13 protein-coding genes and 1 pseudogene are annotated in these 15,221 nt (G+C 75.8%); 8 read left to right on the forward strand and 6 right to left on the reverse strand.

The genetic code is table 11. The annotated features are described in order from the left end of the window. Positions 1–193: 193 nt before the first annotated feature. From ACFXGA_RS35365 to ACFXGA_RS35400, 8 genes are all read left to right on the forward strand, one after another. Positions 194–1,069 (forward strand): DUF4082 domain-containing protein, encoded by an 876-nt coding sequence (locus tag ACFXGA_RS35365; protein WP_378095806.1) that lies wholly within the window; start codon positions 194–196, stop codon positions 1,067–1,069. 81 nt (positions 1,070–1,150) lie between these two features. Next, complete coding sequence (locus ACFXGA_RS35370; RefSeq protein ID WP_378095809.1) at positions 1,151–3,892, forward strand: hypothetical protein; 2,742 nt, start codon at positions 1,151–1,153, stop codon at positions 3,890–3,892. A 43-nt stretch (positions 3,893–3,935) separates the two neighbouring features. Then, positions 3,936–4,544, forward strand: a complete 609-nt coding sequence (locus ACFXGA_RS35375; protein WP_378095812.1) for a hypothetical protein — start codon at positions 3,936–3,938, stop codon at positions 4,542–4,544. Then, entirely contained in the window at positions 4,541–5,521 is a 981-nt protein-coding gene (locus ACFXGA_RS35380; RefSeq protein ID WP_378095815.1) for a hypothetical protein, read from the forward strand. The genes ACFXGA_RS35375 and ACFXGA_RS35380 overlap by 4 nt, the downstream gene beginning before the upstream one ends. After that, positions 5,521–6,156 carry a hypothetical protein gene (locus ACFXGA_RS35385; protein WP_378095818.1) on the forward strand — a complete coding sequence of 212 codons (636 nt, stop codon included), beginning with the start codon at positions 5,521–5,523 and terminating at the stop codon, positions 6,154–6,156. Before ACFXGA_RS35380 ends, ACFXGA_RS35385 begins: the two co-directional genes overlap by 1 nt. 85 nt (positions 6,157–6,241) lie before the next feature. Then, positions 6,242–7,612, forward strand: coding sequence for a chromate efflux transporter (gene chrA / locus ACFXGA_RS35390; RefSeq protein WP_378095821.1), 1,371 nt, complete (start codon positions 6,242–6,244; stop codon positions 7,610–7,612). A gap of 36 nt (positions 7,613–7,648) precedes the next feature. Beyond that, positions 7,649–8,152 (forward strand): Chromate resistance protein ChrB, encoded by a 504-nt coding sequence (locus tag ACFXGA_RS35395; protein WP_378095824.1) that lies wholly within the window; start codon positions 7,649–7,651, stop codon positions 8,150–8,152. Next, positions 8,149–8,580, forward strand: coding sequence for a chromate resistance protein ChrB domain-containing protein (locus ACFXGA_RS35400; protein WP_378095827.1), 432 nt, complete (start codon positions 8,149–8,151; stop codon positions 8,578–8,580). Before ACFXGA_RS35395 ends, ACFXGA_RS35400 begins: the two co-directional genes overlap by 4 nt. Positions 8,581–8,770: 190 nt before the next feature. Here ACFXGA_RS35400 and ACFXGA_RS35405 read toward each other — a convergent pair whose 3' ends face one another. The 6 genes and pseudogenes from ACFXGA_RS35405 to ACFXGA_RS35430 all read right to left on the reverse strand — a co-directional run. After that, the gene (locus ACFXGA_RS35405; protein WP_378095830.1) at positions 8,771–9,586 is read right to left on the reverse strand and encodes an HpcH/HpaI aldolase/citrate lyase family protein; all 816 of its coding nucleotides are present in this window, start codon (positions 9,584–9,586) and stop codon (positions 8,771–8,773) included. Continuing rightward, positions 9,583–11,046, reverse strand: a complete 1,464-nt coding sequence (locus ACFXGA_RS35410; protein WP_378095833.1) for a dihydroorotase family protein — start codon at positions 11,044–11,046, stop codon at positions 9,583–9,585. The genes ACFXGA_RS35405 and ACFXGA_RS35410 overlap by 4 nt, the downstream gene beginning before the upstream one ends. A gap of 14 nt (positions 11,047–11,060) precedes the next feature. Then, positions 11,061–12,476 (reverse strand): MmgE/PrpD family protein, encoded by a 1,416-nt coding sequence (locus tag ACFXGA_RS35415; protein ID WP_378095836.1) that lies wholly within the window; start codon positions 12,474–12,476, stop codon positions 11,061–11,063. Continuing rightward, positions 12,473–13,303: a cyclase family protein gene (locus ACFXGA_RS35420; protein ID WP_378095839.1), complete on the reverse strand. Its 831-nt coding sequence runs from the start codon at positions 13,301–13,303 to the stop codon at positions 12,473–12,475. The genes ACFXGA_RS35415 and ACFXGA_RS35420 overlap by 4 nt, the downstream gene beginning before the upstream one ends. 29 nt (positions 13,304–13,332) lie before the next feature. Continuing rightward, complete coding sequence (locus ACFXGA_RS35425) at positions 13,333–14,529, reverse strand: CaiB/BaiF CoA transferase family protein (RefSeq protein WP_378095841.1); 1,197 nt, start codon at positions 14,527–14,529, stop codon at positions 13,333–13,335. Beyond that, positions 14,511–15,221 (reverse strand): annotated as a pseudogene (locus ACFXGA_RS35430) (hypothetical protein); the annotation flags it as partial. The gene ACFXGA_RS35425 and the pseudogene ACFXGA_RS35430, both read right to left, overlap by 19 nt.

Genomic DNA, 15,221 nt, shown 5'->3' on the forward strand with positions numbered 1-15,221 from the left:
GGGGCGGCGGCGAGCGGCGGGCGGCGGCGAGCGGCGGGCGGCGGCGAGCGGCGGGCGGGAGCGAGCGGCGGCAGGCGGGCATGAGCGGCGTGGGGGGCGGTGGTTCGGGCGTAGTGGTCGGTTGTGCGGGCGTAGCGGCCGGTCGGGTGGGAGCGATCACGCCGGTGGAGTCCCGCTCACCCAGGAGGACCGCGTGTCCCGTTCACCCCGCTTGCTCACGGCGGTGGCCGCCGCCGCCCTGCTCCTCGCCGTCCCGGCCCACGCGCAGGACGTGCCCTCGGCCACCGTCACGACCCCGACGACCGGCGCGGGCGTCGAGGTCGGCGTGCCGCTGCTGATCACCGGCAGCTCGTTCAGCGCCACCCCCGAAGCCGTCACCACCGAACTGACCTTCGACGGCGGCGCGACGTGGGTCGCCGCGGAGACGGTGCGCGTGCTGGCCGGTTGGCGCGCGGACTGGCGGCACACCTACACGCCGCAGGTCGCGGGCGACCTCGCCATCGCCGCCCGCGCGGTGACCGGGGCGGGCGCGGGCGCGGCCGGGCCCGCGGTGACGGTGCACGTCGGCGGCACGACCACGCCCCAGCCGGTGAACTGCGCGGTCCGCTGCGAGTTCACCTCGCCCTACGCGCCCGAGGTGGACGACCCCGACGCGCAGCCGGTCGAGGTGGGCGTGCGGGTGCGGCTCGACCGGCCGGGCGTGATCCTGGGCGCGTCCCTGCTGCGCGGCGCGTACCGGGGGCCGATCACCCTGCGCATGTGGTCCGACGACGGCGTGCTGCTGGCCGAGCGGGAGTGGGACCACCCCGGCCGGATGGCCGAGATCGACTTCCCGGCCCCGGTCCCGGTCGAGGCCGGCCGCGACTACGTCGTCTCCTACTACACCCCGCAGGGCGGCTACGCCTCCTCCGAGAACCACTTCACCGGCACGGTGGTGCACGCGCCGTTCACCGCGCCGCACGACGGCACGCACGGCGCGGGCGTCTACCACTACGGGACCGGCGGCGGCTTCCCGACCGACGCCTGGCACGACAGCACCTACTGGGTGCAGCCGGAGTTCCGGGGCTGACCCCCTCTCCGCAATAGTGCGTCCTCCCCCACCCCCGGCGGCCCGACCATGGGACGTGGTCGACTGACCGGGGGTGGGGGGTTGCCGGACGGGGCGGAGTACGACGCGTTCATCAGCTACAGCCACAGGCAGGACCGGCTGACGGGTCCCGCGCTGCGCACCGGGCTCCAGCGCATGGCCAAGCCCTGGTACCGGCTGCGGGCGATGCGCGTGTTCCTGGACAACGCGAGCCTGTCGGCCGACCCGGACCTGTGGGGGTCGATCGAACGGGCGCTGGCGGCCTCGCGGTGGCTGGTGCTCATGGCCTCCGTCGACGCCGCGCGCTCGGTGTGGGTGGCGCGGGAGGTCGAGTGGTGGCTGACCCACCGGTCCGCCGACCGCATCCTGCTGGTGGTGACCGACGGCGAGCCCGACCCCGACCACGAGCGGACGGCGCTGCCGCCGCCGTTGCGCGCCGCGATGGCCGTCGAGCCGCGCTGGGTGGACCTGCGGTGGCTGCGGGACGCCGACCGCGTCGACCAGGCCGACGCCCGCTTCCGCGACTGCGTCGCCGACGTCGCCGCGGCCGTGCGCGGCGTGCCCAAGGACGCCCTCGTCGGCGAGGACGTGCGCCGGCACCGCACGACGCTGCGCCTGGCCCGCGCCGCGGTGGTGGCGTTGGCGCTGCTCGCGGTGCTCGCCGTGGTCGGCGCGGTGGTGGCGGTCGTGCAGCGGGACAACGCCCGCACCGAGGCGCGGATCGCGACCGCCCGCGGCCTGGCGTCGGCCGCGCTGGCGAACGTCGACACCCGGCTGGACCTCGCGCAGCTGCTCGCCGTGGAGGCGTACCGGACCGACCCGCAGCCGGTGACCCGGTCGGTGCTGTTCCAGGTGCTGGCCGCGAGCCCCCGGCTCGACCGGTACCTGCACGTCGGGTCGCCGGTCACCGCGGTCGCGGTCTCGCGGGACGGCCGGGTCGCCGTGGCGGGCACCGCGGACGGCCGCGTGGTGCGGTGGGACCTGCACGGCGACGCCCGGACCGAGGTCTCCGTCGAGCACCCGGTGGTCGACGTCGCGGTGGACGCCGACGGCGTGACGGCGGCCGTGCTGGCCGAGGGCCGCGCGGTGCGCTGGGACGGCCGGGACTCCCTCACCGACGTCGAGGTGCCCGCCGGGCACAACCGGGGCAGCGCGGCGATCTCGCCGTCCGGCGACGTCGTCGCGTTCACCACCCACCACCTCGACCCCGGTGACACCCGCGACTCCAGCGGCAGGCTGGTCGCGCACGACCGGCGCACCGGGCGGACCACCGAGTCCGTCGCGCACAACTGGCCGGACAAGGTCGCGCTGCGCTCCGACGACGAACTCGCGGTGCTGGGGAGCACGGAGTGGCAGGTCCGCTCGGTCGCCGACCTGGCCGTGCGGAGGTCCGTGCCGGTGTCGGTGATGCCCGCGGACGGCGGGTTCGCCGTGGGCTACTCGCCCGACGGCGGCCACTTCGCCTGGATGCGGGACGGCGAGACCTGGCAGTGGCGCACCGAGGGCGTCCAGGCGGCGGACTACGACACGGCGGACGCGAGCCTGGCCGTGGGCGAGCCCAACCCCGAGTCGCTCGCCGTCAGCCCGGACGGCGGGCGCGTCGCGGTCGGCCACGCGGGCGTCGTGCACGTCGTGGACACCTCCGGGGCCGACCAGGGCGAGCGGTGGCGGCTGCCGGGCAACAGCGTCCCGGTCGGCGCGCTCGCGTTCGCGGGCGACTCCGACCACCTGGTGTCGGGCACCGACGACGCCCTGGTGCTGTGGGACCTGACCCGCAACACCCGGCTCGGCGCGCCGCTGCGCACCGAGGTGCCCTTCACCTGCCGCGCGTGCCGCGCGCCGTGGCTGGTCACGGCGCCGGGACGGGTCGCGGTCGCCGCGCTGGGACGCGTCCAGGTGGAGACCGACGACGGCGTCACCGGCGGGTTCGAGGACGAGCGGGTGAACGACTACCACACCGTGCCGGTGTGGAGCGCGGACGGCTCGCGGTTGCTGGTGCTGTCGTCGCCGAGCGGGACCGTCCACGTCCACGACGGCGACGAGGTGGTCGACCGGTGGCCCGCCGTGCCGGGGGTGGAGGACGTGATGGCCGCCCGCGCGTCCGCCGACGGGACGCGGCTGGTGGTGGTCGACCAGGACGGCCGGGTGCACGTGCTGGACGCGGCCACCGGCGAGGAGCGGGCGGTGGTGGCGACCGGTGTCGACACGTCCCTGTTCAGCCGGCCCGTGCAGGCCGACCGGGCCTCGATCAGCGCCGACGGCCTGCGGGTCGCGGTGTCCGGGACGGACGCGGTGGTGCTGGTCGACGTCGCCGCGGGCACGACCCGCGAGCTGCCGGGCGGCCCCGCGACCTCGGTGCACCACACCGACGGGCACCTGCTGGTGCAGCGGCGGACCGCGATCGAGGTGTGGGACCGCGACGGGACCGGGCTGGTCCGGTCCGTGCCGTCCACCGGGGTGTGGACGCCCGGCCTGACCGCCACCCCGGACGGCCGGCTGGCCGCCCGGATCCGCGCCGACCACGTGCTCGTGCTGACCGACCTGGAGTCCGGCGGCGAGCTGGGCGCGATCCCGCTCGCGCCCGCCACGCAGGGGATGCCGCAGCTCACCGCGGTCGCCGCCACCACCGACGGGCGGCACCTGCTGACCGCCGAACCCGGCGGCGGGCGCCTGACCCGCTGGAGCCTGGACGAGCGGGACTGGGTGCGGGCCGCGTGCGCCTCGGCCGGGCGCGACCTCACCGCCGACGAGTGGCGGCGGTACGTGGGCACCCGTCCCCCCGACCGGCTCGACTGCCGGCGGTAACGCCGGAGCGGTCCGGGCGGAGATACACGGGCAGGGAGGCGCCATGCGCAGGGTCATGCCGATCTACCTGGCGGTCAACTCGTCGCCGTCGATGGCGGGCCGGCTGCCCGAGGTCGGGCAGCTGCTCGACGCCCTGGCCGACGAGCTGCTGTACTCGCCGCTGCTGGGCGAACGGGTCCGGCTGTGCCTGGTCACGTTCTCCGACACGGCCCGCTGCGTGCTGCCGCTGTCCGACCTGACCGAGGGCTTCCCCCGGCCCCCGCTCACCGCCGGCCGCAGGACGCTGTTCGCGCCCGTGTTCGACCTGCTCGGCAAGCTGATCGGGGCGGACGCGTCGGCGCACGTGGCGTCCGGCATCACGTTCGACCGGCCGCTGGTCGTCCTGATCACCGACGGCGTGCCGCTGGACCGGGGCTGGCAGCGGTCGTTCGACCGGTTCTACCAGGGCAGCCACCCGCGCACCCTGCTCGTCGCCGTCGGGCTCGACCCGGCGCGGGCGCACGAGCTGGGCGGCCTGCTGCTGGCCTCCGACGTGCGGGTGCTCGACGACACGGCGGACCAGCCGCTGGCCGCGCAGGTCCGGTCGCTGCTCTCGAACCACCTGGACGCGCTGACGACCTCGCGCATGATCGTCCGCCCGGAGGACGGGTGACCGCGAACCCGTGGCCCGCGATGCCCCGGCGGCTCGCCGAAGCCGAGGTCGGGTACGGGGAGCAGGTGGCGCAGGGCGGCTCCGCCCGGGTGTTCGCCGTGCCCGGCGAGCGCAGGTCGCTGCTCTACAAGAAGTACCACGAGCGGCACGGCGGCGCGGACCTCGACCGGCTGGTGGAGGTCTACGCCGGGCTGGACGACGCGGCCGCCGCCTCCGTGCGCGAACGGTTGGCGTGGCCGGTGGCGGTGGTGCGCGACGGCGAGGACGTGGTCGGCGCGCTGGTCGTGCGCGCCGGTCCGGCGTTCCACGTCGCGCTGCCGGACGGGCGGACCCGGGTCCGGGACCTGAACTTCCTGCTGTACGAGAAGCGGGCGGAGCGGTTGGGGGTGCGCCGGGCCACCGACCGGCAGAAGGTCGAGCTGCTGGACCGGCTGGTCGAGGCGTTGTCGTGGCTGGACGACCGGGGCTTCGTGCACGAGGACCTGGCCGCGCACAACGTGCTGTGGGCGCTGGACCCGCCGTCGGTGTTCGTGCTGGACTGCGACTCGCTGCGGGCGGTGGCGGAGCCGGGCGACCAGCCGCTCTACACCACCGTCGACTGGACCGACCCGCGCGTGCTGTCCGGCGAGGTCGGCCGGCCCGACCGGGCGTCCACGTCGTACGTGCTGGGGCTGCTGGCCGCGCGGACCCTCGTCTCGCCCTACTGGCACCCCGGTGACGACCTGCCGGCCGACCGGCTCCCGGCCGCGCTGGCGCCGCTGGTCGCCAGGGCCGCGGGCGCCGCGGGCGACCGGCCGTCGCTGGCGGAGTGGGGCCGGGCGCTGGACCGGGCGCTGCCGCAGACCCGGGGCGCGGTGGTCGAGCCGGAGGCGGCGGGCGACCCGGCCGCGGTGCGCCGGGCCGACCGGGTGTCGTTCGCGCTGGGACTGCTGCTGGGCGCGTGCGTCGCGATCCTCCTGCTGGCGAGGTTCGTGTGATGCGGGCGGCCCTGGCCGGGCTCTCGGAGTGGGCCGAGCAGGCGGCGAAGGTCACCACGGGCGTCGCCGGGCTGTCCTACGCGTTCGGATGGGTGCTGACGGCGCGCTTCTACTGGGCGCTGGGGGTGGAGCCGGAGGACGCCGGGATCACGTTCACGTGGTTGGTCGCGCGGGCGTTCCTGGTCGGGATCGTGGCGTTGGTCCTGGTCCTGGCCGTGCGGTGGTTGCAGGAGCGGGCCGCGTCGGCGGGGTCGGCGGACGTCGTCGTGTCGGTGGGCACCGGGGTGCGGTCGCTCGTGGTGCGGCTGCCCCTGCGCGGGCGGCACTGGGCGCGCGGCCTGGCGGGCGCGCTGGTCGGGTTCGCGGTGGTGTTCCTGGCCGTGCTGCCGTTCCGCCTGGCCGACCGCTTCGCGGACGACGTGCGCGCGGGCGTCCCGGTCGAGTTCGGCGTCCTGGGCATGTCGGTGATCCGGGTGACGCCGGTGCGGCTGGCGCCGGCGGACCCGGCGAAACCGCTGCCGGCCTCGGGCTGCGCCCTGCGGCTGGGCGGCAACGCGGGCACGTCGCTGTTCGTCGTGGACCAGGCGGTGCTGCGCGTGTCCGACCAGAACGCGCACGCCACCTCGCCCTGCTAGACCGCCCACCATCCGGGACGCGCGCCCCTCGCGGTGCAACCGTGGTTACATTCCCCCGATGCACGACGGTCGGGGAGGTCGACTCATGCCGGACACGAGGAGCGGGGACGTGATCCCGCTGCGCACGGCGACCAAGGCGTGGTTCCTGATCTCGTTGCAGACCTTCGGCGGCCCGGCGGGCCAGATCGCGGTCATGCAGCGCACGCTCGTGGAGGAGAAGCGCTGGATCGGCAGGCAGCGGTTCCTGCACGCGTTGAACTACTGCATGCTGCTGCCCGGCCCGGAGGCCCAGCAGCTCGCGATCTACGTCGGCTGGCTGCTCAACGGCCGCCGCGGCGGGCTGATCGCCGGCACCCTGTTCGTGCTGCCCGGCATGCTCGCCCTGCTCGCGCTGTCGGCGATCTACGTGGCGTTCGGCGACACCACCGCCGTCAACGCCCTCTTCGCCGGGATCGCGCCCGCCGTGGTGGCCATCGTGGCGCAGGCGGTGTTCCGCGTCGGCAAGCGCGCCCTGCACCACCCCGCGCTCGTGGCCATCGCCGCCGGCGCGTTCGCGGCGCTGGCGCTGTTCGCGGTCCCGTTCCCCGTCGTCATCGCGGCCGCCGCCGCGGTCGGGTGGGTGCTGGGCCGCTTCGCGCCGGGCGTCACGGAGCCGCGCGGCGGGCACGGCGGGGCCGACGACGGGCCCGCCCCGCTGATCGCCGACGACGCCTTGCACCACGAGAGGCCGTCGGCGCGCCGGGCGGCGGCCGTGCTCGGCGTCGGCCTCGTCGTGTGGGCCGCGCCGGTCGTCGCGGTCGCGCTGCTCACCGGGATCGGCAGCACCCTCACCGCCCAGGGCCTGTTCTTCTCCGGCACCGCCGTGATCACCTTCGGCGGGGCGTACGCCGTGCTGGCCTACGTCGCCCAACGCGCGGTCGAGGTCTACGGCTGGCTGTCCGCGGGCGACATGGTGCGCGGCCTGGCGCTGGCCGAGTCCACGCCGGGCCCGCTGATCATGGTGGTGCAGTTCGTCGCGTTCCTGGGCGCGTACCACCACCCCGGCGGCCTCGACCCGTGGGCGGCGGGCGTGCTCGGCGCGCTGCTGACGACGTGGGTCACCTTCGTGCCGTGCTTCCTGTTCATCCTCCTCGGCGCGCCCTACGTCGAACGCCTGCGGCACAACCGCGCCCTCTCCGCCGCGCTGACCGGCATCACCGCGGCCGTCGTCGGCGTGATCGCGAACCTCGCGCTCTACTTCGCCCTCAACACCCTCTTCCACGCCACCGCGGTCCACCACTTCGGGCCACTCCGCCTGGCGCTGCCCGACCTCTCGACCTTCCGCCCGGTCCAGGCGGTGATCACCGCGGTCGCGCTCGTCCTGGTCCTGGGCGTGCGCTGGTCGATGCCGCGCGTGTTGATCGCCTGCGCGGGCCTCGGCGTCGTCGCCGCGCTGGTCGGGCTCCCGGTCGCGTGACCACGTCGGCGGGGGTGGGCGGCTAGCATGGCCGGCATGGCCGGCGGCGAGGGGTCGGAGCACGGCTCCGGCTGGGTCCTGCTGTCCTACCGGCTGCCCCGCGAGCCGTCCACGCCCCGGATCTCGGTGTGGCGCAAGCTCAAGCGCCTGGGCGTGGCGCAGCTCGGCGACGGGCTGGCCGCGCTGCCGCACGACGCGCGCACCCGGGAGCAGCTGGAGTGGCTGGCGGAGGAGGTCGTGCAGGCCGGCGGCACCGCGATGGTGTGGGTGGGCCGGCCGACGGCGGCGTCCGCCGAGGGGGAGCTGGCGGCGTCGCTCGCCGCGGCACGTGCCGCGGAGTACCTGGACGTCGTCGCGGAGGCGACCGGCTCGCTCGGGCTGGACCAGGCGGGGCGTCGCGCCGCCGCGCGCCGGTTGCGCCAGGAGCTGCACCGCATCCACCGGCGCGACTACTTCCCGCCGCCCGAGCGCGAGCGGGCCCGCGCCGCCGTGGCGGACCTGGCCGGCGAACGCCACCAGGACGCGCGGGAGCCGGCGTGAGGTGGGCGACCCGCCGCGGCGTGCACATCGACCGGGCCGCCTGCGCGTGGCTGATCCGGCGGTTCATCGACCCCGACGCGGAGTTCGTCTTCGTCGACGACCCGGCCGAGGTGCCCGCCGACGCGATCCCGTTCGACATGCGCGGCGTCGACCTGACCCACCACGGCGACGACTGCACGTTCGAAACCGTCCTGCGGCGCTACGACCTGGTGGACCCGGTGCTGTGGCGCATCGCCGAGGCCGTGCACGAGGCGGACCTGGAGGACGAGCTGTTCGACGCGCCCGAGGCGCGGGGCCTGGACGTGGTGCTGCGCGGGCTGTCCATGGTGTGCTCCGACGACGAGGTGCTGGCGATCACCGGTCCGGTGTTCGACGGCCTGCACGAGTTCTTCCGCCGCGCGGTGCTCCAAGGCCGCACCCCGTCGTGACCACACCGCCGCGTCCCGGCCCTCGCACCGCACCGGGGACGCGGCGCCTCACGCCGAGGGCGCGGGGCGTCAACCGACCAGTCCGCCGGCGACACCGCGGCGCGGACATCGCGGGACGGCACCGGTCGGTCCCCGTCGCCGCGGAGCGCGACGCGCCCGCCGGGTCAGCCCGATGAGTCAGCCCGCCGGGTCAGCCCGCCGGCCGGCACGCGTCCGCGCGGTCGAGCACCTCACGCGCCGAGCGGGCCACGGCGGCGTCGATGAAACGGCCGTGCTCGTCCACCGCGACCCCGGACCCCGCCTCCGCCAGCAGGGCGACCACGCGCCGCGCCGCCGCCACCTCCTCCGGGGACGGGCTGAACACGGCGTTGACGACCGGCAGTTGGGCCGGGGTGAGCACCGTGCGCGCGCGGAAGCCCTGGCGCAGCAGGAGTTCCGTCCCCGCGCGCAGCCGCGCCTCGTCGCGCACCGCCGTCTCCACCGGCCCGATCGGGGCCGGCAGGCCCGCCGCGGCGGAGGCGACGACGATCGCCGAGCGCAACGGCCACATCTCGGTGCGCCGGTCGTCCGGTCGCAGGCCCAGTTCGGCGGCCAAATCCGCCTCCCCCACGCCCAGCCGCACGACCCGGGGCGCGCTCGCCACGGCGTCCACGTCGCGGATCCCCCGGGCCGTCTCCAGCAGCGCCACCACCGGCACGGGCCGCCGGCCCAGCAGCCGGTCCACCTCGGCCAGCAGCGCCGGCTCGGCCTTGGGGACCACCAGGCCGGCCAGGCCGGGCGCGTCCGCGACCGCCGCGACGTCCTCGGCCAGGGCGTCGGCGTTGACGCGGACCCACGCCCGGCCGCCGGCCAGGTACGCGGCGGCGGCCTCGCGGGCCGCGCCCTTGGCCCGGAGGGCCACCGCGTCCTCCAGGTCCACGATGAGCGCGTCCGCGCCGCGCCCGGCGGCCTTGGCCAGCTTGGCCGGTTGGTCGCCGGGCACGTACAGGTAGCTGCGCGGGATCATGCGCCGGTCGGGCGCTTCAGGTACCGGCCGACCGGGTCGCCGACGACCTTGCCCGCTTCGAGCACCCGGTGGCCCCGCACGAACGTGTCGGTCACGGCGGCGGTCAGCTCGAAGCCCTCGAACGGCGTGTACTCCTGGGTCGACTCCGAGTCCGCCGCGCGCACGGTCCACGTGGTGTCCGGGTCCACCAGGCAGAAGTCCGCGTCGAAGCCGACGCCGATCGCGCCTTTGGTGCGCAGGCCGTAGCGGGTGGCCGGGTTCCACGACGTCAGCTTGGCGATGTCGCCCAGCGACAGGCCGCGCTTGACGCCCTCGGTCACCATGCCCGGCAGCAGGTACTCCGCGCCGCCGAAGCCCGACTTCGCCAGGAACACGTCGTCGCGCGGGTCGCCGAACTTCTGCTCGTCCCGGCAGCACGCGTGGTCGGAGACGACCCAGTCGACCTCCCCGGCCAGCACGTGCTCCCACAGCGCCTCGACGTCGGCCCGCGGCCGGATCGGCGGGTTGACCTTCGCGCCGATGCCGGAGGCGGTGTCGATGTCGGCGAGCAGGTGCCCGACCGTGACCTCGCGCCGGAACCGGATGTGCGGGAACGCCCTGGCCATCCGCAGCGCGGCGTCCATCGCCTTGGCCGAGCTGAGGTGCAGCAGGTTGATGGTGGGCAACCCGGTCTCGTGCGCCAGGTAGGACGCGATCGACACCGCCAGTCCCTCGGAGTGCTGCGGCCGGGAGGCGCTGTAGGCGGCGAGGCCGGTGAGCTTCCCCTCCTCCTCGACCATCCTGGTGTAGGCGGTCATGATCTCGGCGGTCTCGCAGTGCAGCGACAGCGAGATCTCGTCGGCCAGCTCGGGGTGCTCCTCGCGCACCGCCTGCACGGCGCGCATGACGAACTCGAAGTGGGCGATGTCGTAGCGCTCGTCCTCGGGGATCATGAGGAACCTGCTCTGGTCGGCGCTGCGGCCGTGCAGGCCGTGGCTGCCGTAGAACATGAACACCTTGAACGAGGTCACGCCGTGCTCGGTGACGAGCCGCGGGATCTCCTCCAGGTGGCGCTTGGACATCGGGGCCAGGTGGTAGGCGTAGTCCACGTAGGACCGCCCCTCCGTCGCCGCCAGGATCTCCGGGAACACCTCGGCGTAGTCGCCGCCGCGGTTCATGTAGTACTGGCCGGTGCGGATGTAGTTCAACGCGGTCGTCACGCCGCCCTGGGCGCAGGCGCGGCTCTCGGTGCCCGCGTCGACGGTGAGCGGGTTGTAGATGCCCCAGTGCTGGTGGGCGTCCACCACGCCGGGGAAGGCGAGCTTGCCGCCGCCGTCCACCACCGTCGTCGCATCGGCGGGGTCGATGCCGGGAGCGACCCGCACGATGCGGCCGTCCGCCACGCCGATGTCGGCGCGCTCGGCTTCCGGCCGGTCGTGGCGGACCACGCGGACGTTGGTGACTAGCAGGTCGAGTGCCATCGCGGTCGCTCCTGTCAGGCGGTGAATGCGGCGAGGGGGCGCAGGAGTGCGCCGACGTCGGTCAGCGCGTCGAGTGACAGCGCGGCGGCGCGCACGTCCTCGGCGGTCTCGGCGCTCAACCGTCCCCTGGTGTTGTCGGTGAACTTCACTCCCAGCTCGTCGTCGGTGAGCGGGCGTTGCGGGCCGCCCCGGTTCGCGGTCACCTCGGCGCGCCACTCGCGGCCTTCGACGTCGCGCACCACGACGGTGGCGGGGAACTGGTGGGGGAAGATCGCGTCGCAGGCGGCGTCCGGCACGACCTCGACCCTGGCCATGATCGCCCGGCGGACGGGGTCGGCGGCCAGCTCGTCGGTGAAGTCCGCCAGTCCCGCGCCCAGCCCCGTGCCGCCGAGCAGGCCGGTCGCCACCGCGTACGGCCCGCTGAACTGCGCCTGGTAGCCGGTGGCCGGGGCGCGCTTGACCTCGATCGGCTCGCCGATCGTCCGGATCACCGCGGCGGGCACGCGCAGCTCGATCGAGGCGATGCGGTCGGGGTCGGCGGGCGCGCCGTCCGCGCGCAGCCGCGCCCCCGCGTCGATCGCGGTGTGCACGAAGTGGTTGGCCGGGTAGGGCTTGAAGAAGATGCCCGGCGCGGCCCACCGCGAGCCGAGCCCGTCGGTGACGGCGGCGAGGTCCGCCTGGCCGCGCAGGAACGCCTGGAAGAAGCCGAACCGACCCTCCAGCACGGTCGGCGGACCGGTGAAGCCGCGCCGCACCAGTTGCGCGGCGGCGACCCCGGACTGGGCCGCCCAGCCGCAGTGCAGCCGCTTGACCGTCCCGCCGGTCCGGTTGGCCTCGATCACGCCGCCCGCGAACGACGCGGTGACGCCGAGCGCGTCCAGCACGCCCTGCTCGCCCAGCCCGTACAGCAGGGCGGCGGCCGCGGCCGCACCCATCGCGCCGCAGATCGAGGTGGCGTGCTGGCCGTGCTCGAAGAACACCGAGTTGCCCAGCTCGCGGTCGTAGCCCGCCATGCCGAGCCGGACGGTCACCTCCAGCCCCACGGCGATGGCGGCGACGACGTCGCGGCCGTGCGCGCCCGCGGCCTGCCCGGCGGCCAGCGCGGCGGGCACCACGCCGGCGCTGGGGTGCAGCACCGAGGGCAGGTGGGTGTCGTCGTAGTCCAGCGAGTGCGCGAGCACGCCGTTGGCGAACGCCGCGGCGGCCGCGGGCACCTGCCGCGCCAGGCCGATCACGGTCGCCTCCGGCCGCCCGCCCTGGTCGGCGACGTGCTCGACGGCCGCCGCGCTGGTCGGCAGCCGGTGCGCGGCCACGCACAGCCCGAGCACGTCCAGCACCCGCCGCCGCACGGACGCGGACACGTCCTCGGGCACGCCCTCCTTCAGCGCGGCGGCGGCGAAGGAGGCCAGCTCTTCGGCCAGGGTGCTCATGCGCCGACCACCGCCAGCGGGCGCACCGGGGAACCGGTCGCGCCGAACAGCTTCAGCGGCGAGAGCACGAACAGGAACTCGTGCGCGCCGGCCGCGGCCAGGGCGTCCAGCTCCAGGGTCTCGACGATGTAGACGCCGCGCTCGACCAGCAGCACCCGGTGCGCGGGCAGCACGCTGTGGCCGCTGCCCGGCGGCAGGCACTCGAACGCGATGGTGTCGGCGCCCGCGGCGTGCGCGCCCCGGTCGGCGAGCCACGTCGCCCCGGCCGCGCCCACGCCCGGCACACCGGACTCCTGGCCCTGGTAGAGGGTGCGGTCGGCGAAGTGCCGCCCCCAGCCGCTGCGCACCAGCACCACGTCGCCCGGGCGGACCTCGGTGCCCTGGGCGCGCTCGGCCGCGGCGAGGTCGTCCGGGGTGATCTCGTAGCCCGCCGGGAGGCCGGTCGGGTCGCCGAGCGCGGCGGGCACGTCCAGCAGCACGCCGCGCCGCACCATCGGCGCGATGGTGTGCGCGCCCAGCTCCACGAAGCGCCCGCCGCGCCCGGCCTCGGCGGCGTCGGAGCCGTCGAGCAGCTTGCCGTCGTGCGAGACGTGGGCGAACGCGTCGATGTGGGTGCCGACGTGGGTGCCCATGGTGATGATGTCGTTGGCCGCCGAACCGCCGTCGGCGCGCACGGTGTCGCCGTGCCGGCGCGGCAGCGCGTGCCAGTACGGCGGGTGGTTGGGCGACTGGGCCATGCCCACGGTGAGCGGTCTGCCCAGGTCGTGCACGACCAGGCCGCCTGCCACGGCGTCGAGCAGCGCCGCGGTGGTCGCGGTCGGTGTCATGGAAGTCCTCCGGGTGGTCGGGGCGGCGGTCACGCGACCACCTGCTCGGCGCGCAGCCGGGCGGTCTCGGCGGCGTCCACGCCCAGCTCGGACAGGATCTCGTCGGTGTCGGCGCCGAGGGGCCGCCCGGTGAACCGGACGCGGCCGGGCGCGGTGGCCGCCCGCCACAGCACGTTGTGCATCAGCAGGTCGCCGAAGTCCTCGTCCGGCACGGTGGTGAGCATCCCGGTCTGCCGGACGTGCTCGTCCTCGACCAGGTCGCGCGCGGTGTAGACCGGGGCGACGGCGGCGCCCGCCTCGGCGAACGCGGCGCTGACCTCGGCCTCGGTCCGCTCGGCGATCCAGCCGCCGACGTGGGCGTCGAGCAGGTCGGCGTGCGCGGCGCGGCCGTGCCCGGTGGCGAACCACGGCTCGTCGATCACCTCCGGGTGCCCGACCAGCTCCAGCACGCGCTCGGCGATGCGCTGGGCGCTGGTGGAGACGGCGACCCAGCGGCCGTCCTTGGTGCGGTAGGTGTTGCGCGGGGCGTTGTTGGCGGACCGGTTGCCGTGCCGCTGACCGACGACGCCCAGTTGCTGGTAGACCATCGGGCCGGGGCCGACGGCGGTCATGATCGGCTCCAGCAGGTTGATGTCGATGACCTCGCCCCGGCCGCCGTTGCGGTCGCGGGCGAACAGGGCCATGGCGACCGCGGAGGCCGCCGCGATGCCGCAGATGCTGTCGGCGAGGCCGAACGCGGGCAGCGTGGGCGGGCCGTCGGGCTGGCCGGTGAGGTGGGCGAAGCCGCTCATCGCCTCGGCGAGCGTGCCGAAACCGGCCCGGCCCGCGTAGGGGCCGGTCTGCCCGAAGCCGGTGACGCGGACGACCACCAGGCCGGGGTTGACCTCGTGCAGCCGGTCGGGGCCGAGGCCCCAGCGCTCCAGCGTGCCGGGGCGGAAGTTCTCGACCAGGACGTCGGCACGGGCGGCCAGCTTCAGCAGCAGCGCGGCCCCGTCCGGTGTGGACAGCTTGAGCCCGAGGTGGCGCTTGTTGCGGGAGATCTCCTTCCACCACAGGGGGATGCCGTCCTTCTGCTTGCCGTGCCCGCGCATCCCGTCGCCGAACTCGGGGTGCTCGACCTTGACGACGTCGGCGCCGTGGTCGCCGAGGATCCGGCAGCAGAGCGGGCCGGCCAGGATCGTCGAGACGTCGAGCACCCGCACGCCCGTCAGCGGTCCGTCGGCCATGGGGTCCCCTTTCCGTCGCCGTCCGGTGTTCCGGTGAGGCGAACGCTGTTCCGCTCAGAGGTTAGGTTGCGAGTGTCCCGGGGGTCAACCACCGCCGCTGCCGCGGGCTGTGACCCCGACCGCGCCCAGATGCCGCGGTTGAGCGCGCTCGCCAGCGCGGCCACCACCAGGAACCCGGCCAGCACCAGCCACCCGGCGGCGTAGGAGCCGCCGTCGGTCACCGCGCCCAGCACCAGCGGACCGGCCACGCCGCCGAGGCAGCCGCCCGCCTGGATCAACGCGGTGGCCGCGCCCGGCGCGTGCGCGTGCGCGGTCACCACGGCGTGACCCGCGATGCCCGTCCACCCCCAGCCCGCGCCGGCCGCGAGCGCCGCGCCGACCCACAGCGCCACCGGCGAGGGCAGCGCCAGGACGGCGAACCCGGCCGCCCCCACCAGGAGCAGGGCGGTCAGGGCGCCTCGCCCCGGGACCCGGCGCGAGGTGAACCCGAGCCCGAGCCGGACGGCGATGGTGGCGGCGCTCGCCACGGCCAGCGCCACCCCGGCCGCCCCCGCCGTGCCGCCCGCGGCGACGCCGTAACCGACCAGGAACGCGCTCATCGCGGTCGCCGCCGCCGACCCGAGGAAGAACACCCCGGTCATCACCAGCAGCGGCCCCGGCGGTCGCGGCGCTCCCCCGCCGTCCGGCCGCTG

The organism is Actinosynnema sp. NPDC059335 (assembly GCF_042752395.1).
Taxonomy (GTDB): domain Bacteria; phylum Actinomycetota; class Actinomycetes; order Mycobacteriales; family Pseudonocardiaceae; genus Actinosynnema.

Bases quoted from the DNA above. Each gene is read 5' to 3' on its own strand.
- ACFXGA_RS35375 (WP_378095812.1), top strand. From the start codon at position 3,936: ATGCGCAGGGTCATGCCGATCTACCTGGCGGTCAACTCGTCGCCGTCG.
- ACFXGA_RS35385 (WP_378095818.1), top strand. From the start codon at position 5,521: ATGCGGGCGGCCCTGGCCGGGCTCTCGGAGTGGGCCGAGCAGGCGGCG.
- chrA (WP_378095821.1), top strand. From the start codon at position 6,242: ATGCCGGACACGAGGAGCGGGGACGTGATCCCGCTGCGCACGGCGACC.
- ACFXGA_RS35395 (WP_378095824.1), top strand. From the start codon at position 7,649: ATGGCCGGCGGCGAGGGGTCGGAGCACGGCTCCGGCTGGGTCCTGCTG.
- ACFXGA_RS35405 (WP_378095830.1), bottom strand. From the start codon at position 9,586: ATGATCCCGCGCAGCTACCTGTACGTGCCCGGCGACCAACCGGCCAAG.
- ACFXGA_RS35410 (WP_378095833.1), bottom strand. From the start codon at position 11,046: ATGGCACTCGACCTGCTAGTCACCAACGTCCGCGTGGTCCGCCACGAC.
- ACFXGA_RS35415 (WP_378095836.1), bottom strand. From the start codon at position 12,476: ATGAGCACCCTGGCCGAAGAGCTGGCCTCCTTCGCCGCCGCCGCGCTG.
- ACFXGA_RS35420 (WP_378095839.1), bottom strand. From the start codon at position 13,303: ATGACACCGACCGCGACCACCGCGGCGCTGCTCGACGCCGTGGCAGGC.
- ACFXGA_RS35425 (WP_378095841.1), bottom strand. From the start codon at position 14,529: ATGGCCGACGGACCGCTGACGGGCGTGCGGGTGCTCGACGTCTCGACG.